The following is an 8867-nucleotide window of genomic DNA, read 5'->3' on the forward strand; positions in this document are numbered from 1 at the left end:
ATTTATTTAAAGGAGAAAAAATATGTTATTAGTCGAAGATTTACAAGTAAAATACGGTGACTTTGTTGCTATTGATGGGGTCAACTTAGAGATTCAGGATGGCGAATTCTTTACCCTGCTCGGGCCATCTGGCTGCGGGAAGACGACCACCCTCCGAGCGATTGCGGGCTTCCAATTTCCTTCTAAAGGGAAGATCGTCCTCAATGATCGTGACCTGACCCATGTACCAGTTGAAAAGCGTGAACTAGGCATGGTCTTCCAATCTTACGCTCTCTTCCCTACCATGAGTGTCTACGACAACATCGCTTATGGGATGGAAGTAAAGAAAGTCAGCAAAGAAGACATCAAAAAACGGGTCATGGAACTCGCTGCACTCGTGGACATGACGCCCGAACAATTAGAAAAAAACGTATCTGAATTATCTGGGGGCCAGCAACAGCGGGTCGCCATTGCTCGTGCCCTGGCCATGCGTCCAGATGTCGTTCTCTTTGACGAACCCTTGTCCAACCTGGATGCTAAGCTCAGAAAGCAATTGCGGGTGGAGCTCAAACGTATCCAACGCGAAACGGGCATGACTGCTATCTATGTGACCCACGACCAGGAAGAAGCGCTCGAACTTTCTGACCATATTGCCGTCTTTAATAAAGGTTTTATCGAACAAATCGGTACCCCTGAAGAAATTTACAACCATTCAGCAACTGAATTCGTCTGCGACTTTATTGGTGAATCGAACTTATTAAACGATGGCTTAGTCCAGAGCATTAATGAGCAGATTCCAGCCCAGCTTGATCCCAAGCTGCGCCATTACATCCGTCCCGAAAAGATCCGCTTCTACAGTGTCGATGAAGGCAATACAGCTAAAGTGACCGGAACCGTCCAACGTGTCGGCTACAAGGGATCTTTCAGCAGCCTCTTTGTTGATGTCAACGGTAGCGACTTGCTTGAGGTGATTAATAAAGAAGACCGGAATTCTAGATTTGGCATTGGCGATACGGTGACTTTACTCATTCATCCGGAAGACATTCTAAGCTATGAGGTGGTCTAAGATGGACAAATTATTCAAGAAACAATCCAATGACCTCAATCTCTTCAAGATTATCTTTATTGTCTTTTTAATTTGGTTCGCCATTACCTTCTTAGTCTATCCGCTGGTTGGCGTCTTTTTACAGACCTTTGTCCAAGACGGTAGCTTCTCTTTTACAGCGATTGATAAGATTTTGGATTCCGAGCGGGCTCTCAAGTCCGTGGGCAACTCTTTCCTCTTGGCAGTTGTCTTGACCTTCACAGTAAATATCGTCGGCACCTTTATCGTCTTAGTCACCGAATACTTCGATATTAAAGGGTCAAAAATTCTTAAAGTCGGCTTTATGTCGACTCTAGTCTTTAGCGGATTGATTGTAGCCAATGGTTGGCTCTACCTCTATGGCCAAGAAGGTGTCATTACTAAGTTTCTGAACAATTTCTTTCCTAATATGAATACAGCCTGGTTCACGGGTTTTCCAGCGGTCCTCCTGGTGATGACCTTTGCCTGTACCTCTAACCACATGCTCTTCTTGAGCAATGCTGTACGCAGCTTGGATAACAATACCATTGATGCCGCCAAAAACTTGGGAGACAGTCAATGGTCTATCCTAAAGAAAGTTGTGCTACCTACTTTTAAGCCTACTTTTCTGACCTTGATTGTCATGACCTTCGCCACTGGTCTGGGTGCCTTCTCAGCGCCCTTAATGGTTGGAGGCAAAGATTTCCAGACCATTGCGCCCATGATTCTAACCTTCTCCGGACGGCCAGCATCACGTGATATTGCTGCCTTGCTTTCCATTATCCTCGGGGCTGCACAAATACTCTTACTCTTTGTTATTACAGCCAACGAGCGCAAGGGTAACTATCTCTCGATTTCAAAGACCAAGGGAAAGTTAGTCAAGCAAAAGATTAATAATCCGACGGCTAATCTAATTGTCCATATTGTCTCTTGGGCCCTCTTTGTGATTTATACCTTGCCTATCGTCTTTGTGATCCTCTTCTCCTTTATGGATACAGCTTCGATTGCAGCTTCTAAGCTGTCACTCTCAGGCTTCACCCTGGAGCACTACAGTAAGATCATCACCAATCCCGCTACCTATGAGCCCCTCCTGCGTTCAGCAGCCTTCTCTGCCTTTGCGGCGGTTGGGTCCGTACTTCTAATGCTCCTCCTGGTGCGCTGGATTATGCAGAAGAAGAGTGGCATCTTCCGAACAGCTATGGAATACACCTATTACATTCCCTGGCTCTTCCCTACCATCATGATTGCCCTGGGCTATATCCTAACCTATGACCGGCCCCACCCCCTACTCATCGGCCAATCCGTCATCGGGTCGCAGTGGATTCTTCCCATCGCTTACATGGTTATTCTCCTGCCCAATACCATGCGTTATCTAAAGAGTGCCTATTATTCTTTTGACTCCAACCTCGAAGATGCTTCTAAAATCTTAGGGGCTTCCAGCATGCGGTCCTTCTGGAAGGTCATCCTGCCGGCTCTCATGCCAACAGCCCTGGCCTTGATTGCCTTGAACTTCAACAGCAATCTGGCTGAATACAATATGTCAGCCTTCCTCTTCCAGCCAGGGAGCGAAACCCTCGGGATAATTATCCGGGCCAACTCCGACCCCTCGTCGACCATTGACGCCAAAGCTATCAACTTGGTATACTCAGTACTCTTAATGGTGATTAATACCCTAGTAATCTACTTCGTCTACGGGCGGGGAGCCAATCGGACACTTGGAGGCAAGAAATAAGATGAAACAAGCACCACTGAATAAATTTACAGACCGTTTACAAGGAACTGACTTCCTCATCATGGCCCACCGCGGCTTCTGGGGCGGGAATGTTATCCAGAACACCCGGCAGGCGGCAGTCCTTGCCAAGCGAACCGGAGCGGACGTGGTGGAAGTCGATGTCTGCCGGTCCAGCGACGGGGTCTACTATCTCTTCCATAATGAGAATGAGGCCAGCCTGCTCGGTATTCTGGGCAAGGACTTCTCCGAACTGCCCTCTAGTCTGATTGACCAACTGGAATATACCAATTCCACTGGCGACCCATCGGGCTTCTATCCCGAACGCCTGGCCGACTTCCTAGACTGGCTACCGGCAAATTACCTGGTCAATATTGACCGGGCCTGGGCTTATTTTGGGGATGAAGCCTTTATTGACATCATCAGGAATTCAGGCAAGGCGGACCAACTCCTCTTTAAGTCACAGGTGGAGGAAGGCCCCCTCCAGGCCCTCAACCAGGTCAACCTGCCCCTGAACTATATGGCCATTATCCACAGTCAGGCGCAGGTGGAAGAAGTGGTCAAGTATGACAGCATCCACCTGGTCGGCTTTGAACTGATTGTTAAGGGCCAAACGAATGATCTAATGGATTCCGCTTGGCGCCAGGACCTCCTCGAGAAGGGCTATATTCTCACCGTCAACTCGGAGAAACTAGGCAAGCAGCCCCACCTCTACCTGGACTACAGTGACCAAGAAGCCCTTCTAGGTGAAACTGGCTATGAGGTTTGGAGAGCCATGCTTGGCCACGGCACTAATGCCTTTATCACGGACTGGCCCAACTTTATGGCGGACTTCCGTAGCCAAGGCAAGAAGTGTGAGTGATGGTATGCAGATTATTGAACAATTTCTCCAAGGTAAGGATGGCCCTCGGTCTTGTGAGGATATCATCTACACCTCCGAGGACTTTATCGCCGTGATTGACGGCGAATCAGCGAAGAGCTCAATCTGCTTCGACGGCCAGCGCCCAGGTAAGCTGGCTGCACAAATGATTCAGCAAGTCTTAGCGGACCTCCACCCCAGGGCTAGCTACTCGCAGTTCATCCAGGAAGTCAACCTCAGCATCCGGGACTACTATGCCGCCAAAGCAATTGACCCGAAACTGAAAGCAGTTGGCCTCCAAGCTGTGGCCGTCATCTATAGCCGAAACCGCCAGGAAATCTGGCTGATCGGCGACTGCCAAGCTCTGGTTGATGGCCAGCTCTACCAAAAAGCTCGCCCCGCTGACCAGGTTCTCGCCCACATGCGCCGCCTCATCGCCTACACCGAAATGCGGATTGATCAAAAGAAGCCCGCTATTTACTTCGACCAAGAAGACAGCGCCCGCCTGCAAATCCTGCCCTGGCTGGTGCGGGCCAGTGAATTCGCCAACCAAAGCGACAGTCCTTATGGCTACGCCATCCTCAACGGCGATCCCATACCGGCAGACCTCATCCAGATTATCCCAGTAGGCAGGAAGGACAGTGTCGAGATTGTCCTCGCCAGCAACGGCTACCCCGAGCTCGCACCGAGCCTAGAAGCTAGCGAAAACAAGCTCCAAGAGCTCTTGGCCGCCGACCCCCACTTGATTGACCAGCACATTGCGACCAGAGGCCAGGGGCAATCCGCGTCCTTTGATGACCGGGCCTATGTGCGCTTTCGAGTCTAGGAGCTGCTGACCGAGCTTTATAAAAAAGCGATCCCATCCCTCTACCCAGCTATTGCTGGGTAGAGGGATGGGATCGCTTTTTCTGTGGATTTTTCTTGGTTATGGTCGGAAATTTAGTTGATCATCTACAATCGACAAGTTTGTTTTCTTGATTCAACACTAGCAGAACCTCTTGTTGGTTGTTTTGACTTCAAAGTATATGCTATAAATGTGGGAGGCAAAAGTCCTTAAATGGGACAAACTATAATCGTAAAGCAGTATGAATAAGAGTAGATATAACTCTTAGTTCTTATAAAAGGTGGTCTCTTTTCAACGAAACTTTGAAACCTTTTATAATCGACATATGCAATAAATATTTTATTGAATTCATAGGCGGTTAAAGCAATATTTAACGATTTCCATTAAACTCTCTTCATCATTATTGATGTTTTCTTTCGCCTTGTTCTAAATAGTAGAAAAAGTGGGACATACTATGTTCATTAGAATCAACGGCCTTATTATGTCTATCTTTTGCTATTAAATTAGAAGGATGAACACCTATTGAATATAAAAAATTATTAAATGGCCCATTTATCTTATATGATTTATAATCTTTCTCTTTCCCAAATGATATAAATTCACTTAATTTAACATCATAATTTTTTAAATGCTCAGTAATATTATTTTTATTTTCTTCTGAATCATTCTCTGTATCTAACGATTTTGTTAAATGATTTGCTAAACCTGGGTTATCAAACGTTACCAAACTAGTTGCACTATTCCCTTTTTTATATAGTTCTTTTGCAACAGCTTCTGCTAAGAATCCCCCTAAGGAGTGCCCCACTACATAAATATTCTTAAATCCTTTTATTTGCTCAAGAGCAAAAGAAATCGCGCTGGCCACATAAGGATGATTACCATTTATTATTGGATAATTAATAAGGAGTAATTCATATCCTTTTTTGAACAAATCCTCCTCACTCGTCCCTCTATAAGATAATATTATTGTTGAATTTTCATTATTATTTGACTCATTATTTTTAAATGCAATAATATTGGAATGGAATATCGAAGATACTGGTTCGGGTATTTGATCTTTATTATCAGCTACACCTACAATATATTCATATGGATACTCTTTAAACTCAGTGTCAAATTTTTCTAAAATTCCTACATCAGACCCGGACGATTCTGTTTTAAAATTTATACCTTGTAATTTTTTTCTAGACCTGTTAAATTTAATTTTTTTAAATTTTCATACTCATTTTTACTAAGATAAGCTAATTGAGCCATTATCGCTAAATCTCTATCTCCTATATTCCAGTATAATGGTTCTTCATCATTAGAATCAATAACCCCATCCATGTCACTATCTAATGAATTTGGATCAAAATCTACTTTTAAATGACTACCTGTTTCATCATTTACAGTAATTAATTCTTCTCCATTTAGTAATCCATCTTTATCCATATCTTTAGGCAGATCATTTATCAAATAGTCTAGTATCTCTTCATCTGTAGGATTTTGCTTCTCTATATTCTTTTCTACAAAATCTTTAAAAAATTCCTCATAGACATTAAGTCCAGTACGTACCAAAGATGCCTTAGACTTAGATTTATTTTTTATAATAGCCCGAATAATATTATCGCTAATTCCATCTCGATTGCTGTCTTTGCTATTATATTTTAATTGTTCTCCTAAAATATTCAAATCTGAAATATCTGTAGCATAGAAGAAAAGTCCTCCTGTCTTATGTGCAATATCTCTAAGGATATCATTATATTTATCAACATTAGCTAGTGCAATTACATAAATTTTAACAGCTTTTTCTTTAGCCAAATCTATAATCTTGGAATTATCAGAAATCTTAGCCACTCCATCTGTTAAAAGAATTATACTTCTGTTTTCACTATGCTGATTTGATTTAAGATATTCAAATTGATTAAGTGAAATCTGTAAGCCTTCAATAAGTTCTGTACCTCCATTGTTGGTCTTATTTTCATTTAAAAAACTAATAACTCTTGAAGTGGGAAGATTCATATCTACTTTTATTTCAGCAGTATCATCAAAAGTAACAACTCCTATTCCATTTTTTATGGCTTTATCATTTTGGATAGAAGTAACTAGTTCATTTATAAATTTATATCTATCATTATTTTTATCATTCCAATCCATACTTTTGGATGTATCAATAGTAAAAATAATATTGGGATTATCTTTTAAGAAATTAACATCATCCCAAATATATTGTTTATCTAGATGTACTTGTGTTTTATCTGCCAGTAAGTAAGTAGATGGTTTAAGTAATTTAGCAACTGCTTCTAGTTTTCCGTTTTTATTTGGATAAAGACTAAATCTAGTATTCACTTCTTCTAAGCTTTGTAAACTTTCATTAAAGGAATAGATAGTAGGAGTAACATAACTTCCGTCTTCATTTTTTTGAATATCTAGTTCAAATTCAAATTTAATATTGGCAAAATCTTTAGGCGTTACCATGTTAACGCTAACCGGATTTGACATTAACCCCGGTAGAGTTTCAGGAAGTAGTAAATTATTAACTTTGTTGATTTTTAATTTTTCAGCTTTTTGACCCGGTAGTTTACTTGTTACTGTAACTGTCACGCCTCTATCATCTTTGAAACTTTCTGAAACTTTCAATAAGTGATCAAATGTCGTAGGATTGGCCCCATGCTTAACTTCCCACCCATCACTAGCTCCATCTCCATCGGTGTCTACTTTAAAAGGATCAGTATGATGAATTTTAACTTCTTCACCATCTTTTAAGCCATCGTAGTCACTATCGTCAAAACCTGGATTCGTCTGATAAGTTTCTACTTCTTCAATATTTGTTAAACCATCTTTATCACTATCTTCACTTGCGTCGGGAACACCATTTCCATCCGTGTCAGCGAGCAAAGGATTCGTAAAAGTACGAGAGATTTCAATAAAATCAGTCAGCTGATCATCATCTGTATCAATTTTAAATTTATTAGTCCTATAGTGCTCTTCAAGATAATCTGGCAATCCGTCACCATCACTATCCAAAACTGCTAGAATTGCTTCAAATGTTAATTCCTTGCTTGAACCGTCAATAAAATTAACTTTAACTGTATTCTTACCTGAAGCTTGTGCAGAAATTGTAAGAGCTTCTTCATTAAGAATCTCACTAATTAGTTTGCCTTCTTTCTTCTTCTCATTTTTTCGAATGAAGTCAAAAGCATAATTAACAATCTTATTATGTGTTCCAACAACATCTGTCAAACTATCCATTTCAATAACTGTTGCAGGAATTGTAAGATCAAATTGATCAGCCATTGTTTTTGTCTGATTTCGATTAATTCTAACACTAAAAGGAATAAATTCTTTTCTTCCATCTTTGTAATCTAGGTATATTCGGCGTTCACCAGAATCTTCATTAATATTAAATTCTGATCTTATTTTATTTAATTCATCTTTAGAATATAAATTTTGTAGATAGGGATTAATAGACTGATCTAATTGTTTTTGAATGTCTTTAGCAACGGCTAAAGGATCGCTATTATCTTCCCATTGAATAGAAATTTCTGGGATATTAAGTTCTTCATTCTGAATATAATTTGTATTTTCTAGATTCTCTGTTTTTCTTTCTCTTTCAGATTCTTTTTTATCTTCATATGACTTCCCAAGTGATTCGCCAACAGTGGGATCATCCTCACTTTTATTTAAAAATGAGTTAATTGCTAGTTTAGAATTTTCACTCTCTATTGATGACACAACCGTTGCCTTATTAAAACTTTCTGTACGAAGGTTCGCCTTATCTTCCTTACTTTCAGACATGTTAATATCATCTATACCTTCAGCTTGAACTGAATCAATAGAGTTCATAGCGAAACAAGACGCTACTGCACATGAAACTACACCAATTGATAATTTTTTAATACAGTACCGAAAACATTGATTATATTGTCTTGACTGTTTTTCTTTCAAATTATTTAATCCTAACATGGCTTCCTCCATTATTTATTTTTTAGGTGCCTTAAAAAGAAACGATATGCCCACTGAACTAAGTAGGATTCCCAATGAATTCATGAATTCTGGAATTGAAGCTCCGGTTAGAGGTAATTTTTGTAAATTTGAACTTACACTAGTAGCGAGTGCTTTAGCATTAGCTTTCTCTTGATTTGATTGCTTCATTACTTGTTTTTTATCTGAATTACTAGAATCCACTTTTAATGTAATTGAAGGAGACACAGAAGTTTTTCTCTGAATAAGTCTTGTACTAATTTTGTCAGTCTTACCTACTGGTGTAGAAATATTGTTTACTGATGGCATTGGCGTATCATCTTTACGCTTTGGATTATTATTTACTAGTGGCGTTGGCGTATCATCTTTACGCTTTGGAACATTGTTTACTGGTGGCGTTGGCGTATCATCTTTACCTTTTGGATCATTG

7 protein-coding genes are annotated in these 8867 nt (G+C 40.5%); 4 read left to right on the forward strand and 3 right to left on the reverse strand.

Features of this window, described 5'->3' with window-relative positions:
* Nucleotides 1-22 precede the first annotated feature (22 nt).
* The 4 genes from HMPREF2626_RS07850 to HMPREF2626_RS07865 are packed head-to-tail and all read left to right on the forward strand — an operon-like array spanning nucleotide 23 to nucleotide 4456.
* Complete coding sequence (locus HMPREF2626_RS07850; RefSeq protein WP_070619764.1) at nucleotides 23-1045, forward strand: ABC transporter ATP-binding protein; 1023 nt, start codon at nucleotides 23-25, stop codon at nucleotides 1043-1045.
* Between the two features lies 1 nt (nucleotide 1046).
* The gene (locus HMPREF2626_RS07855; protein ID WP_070619767.1) at nucleotides 1047-2774 is read left to right on the forward strand and encodes an ABC transporter permease; all 1728 of its coding nucleotides are present in this window, start codon (nucleotides 1047-1049) and stop codon (nucleotides 2772-2774) included.
* A gap of 1 nt (nucleotide 2775) precedes the next feature.
* Complete coding sequence (locus HMPREF2626_RS07860) at nucleotides 2776-3633, forward strand: glycerophosphodiester phosphodiesterase family protein (protein WP_070619770.1); 858 nt, start codon at nucleotides 2776-2778, stop codon at nucleotides 3631-3633.
* Nucleotides 3634-3637: 4 nt separating this feature from the next.
* On the forward strand, nucleotides 3638-4456 hold the full coding sequence (locus HMPREF2626_RS07865) for a hypothetical protein (RefSeq protein WP_070619772.1): 819 nt from the start codon (nucleotides 3638-3640) through the stop codon (nucleotides 4454-4456).
* 418 nt (nucleotides 4457-4874) lie between these two features.
* Here HMPREF2626_RS07865 and HMPREF2626_RS07870 read toward each other — a convergent pair whose 3' ends face one another.
* The 3 genes from HMPREF2626_RS07870 to HMPREF2626_RS10155 all read right to left on the reverse strand — a co-directional run.
* Complete coding sequence (locus HMPREF2626_RS07870; RefSeq protein ID WP_070619775.1) at nucleotides 4875-5405, reverse strand: PGAP1-like alpha/beta domain-containing protein; 531 nt, start codon at nucleotides 5403-5405, stop codon at nucleotides 4875-4877.
* 233 nt (nucleotides 5406-5638) lie between these two features.
* On the reverse strand, nucleotides 5639-8419 hold the full coding sequence (locus HMPREF2626_RS07875) for a vWA domain-containing protein (protein ID WP_070619778.1): 2781 nt from the start codon (nucleotides 8417-8419) through the stop codon (nucleotides 5639-5641).
* Nucleotides 8420-8434: 15 nt separating this feature from the next.
* A partial coding sequence (locus tag HMPREF2626_RS10155; protein WP_168162725.1) for a hypothetical protein occupies nucleotides 8435-8867 on the reverse strand: 433 nt, incomplete at its 5' end.

This window comes from Aerococcus sp. HMSC062A02 (assembly GCF_001809535.1).
In the GTDB taxonomy this organism is placed as follows: domain Bacteria; phylum Bacillota; class Bacilli; order Lactobacillales; family Aerococcaceae; genus Aerococcus.

Coding starts and splice junctions, on each gene's coding strand:
- HMPREF2626_RS07860 (WP_070619770.1), top strand. CDS start 2,776: ATGAAACAAGCACCACTGAATAAATTTACAGACCGTTTACAAGGAACT.
- HMPREF2626_RS07855 (WP_070619767.1), top strand. CDS start 1,047: ATGGACAAATTATTCAAGAAACAATCCAATGACCTCAATCTCTTCAAG.
- HMPREF2626_RS07850 (WP_070619764.1), top strand. CDS start 23: ATGTTATTAGTCGAAGATTTACAAGTAAAATACGGTGACTTTGTTGCT.
- HMPREF2626_RS07875 (WP_070619778.1), bottom strand. CDS start 8,419: ATGTTAGGATTAAATAATTTGAAAGAAAAACAGTCAAGACAATATAAT.
- HMPREF2626_RS07865 (WP_070619772.1), top strand. CDS start 3,638: ATGCAGATTATTGAACAATTTCTCCAAGGTAAGGATGGCCCTCGGTCT.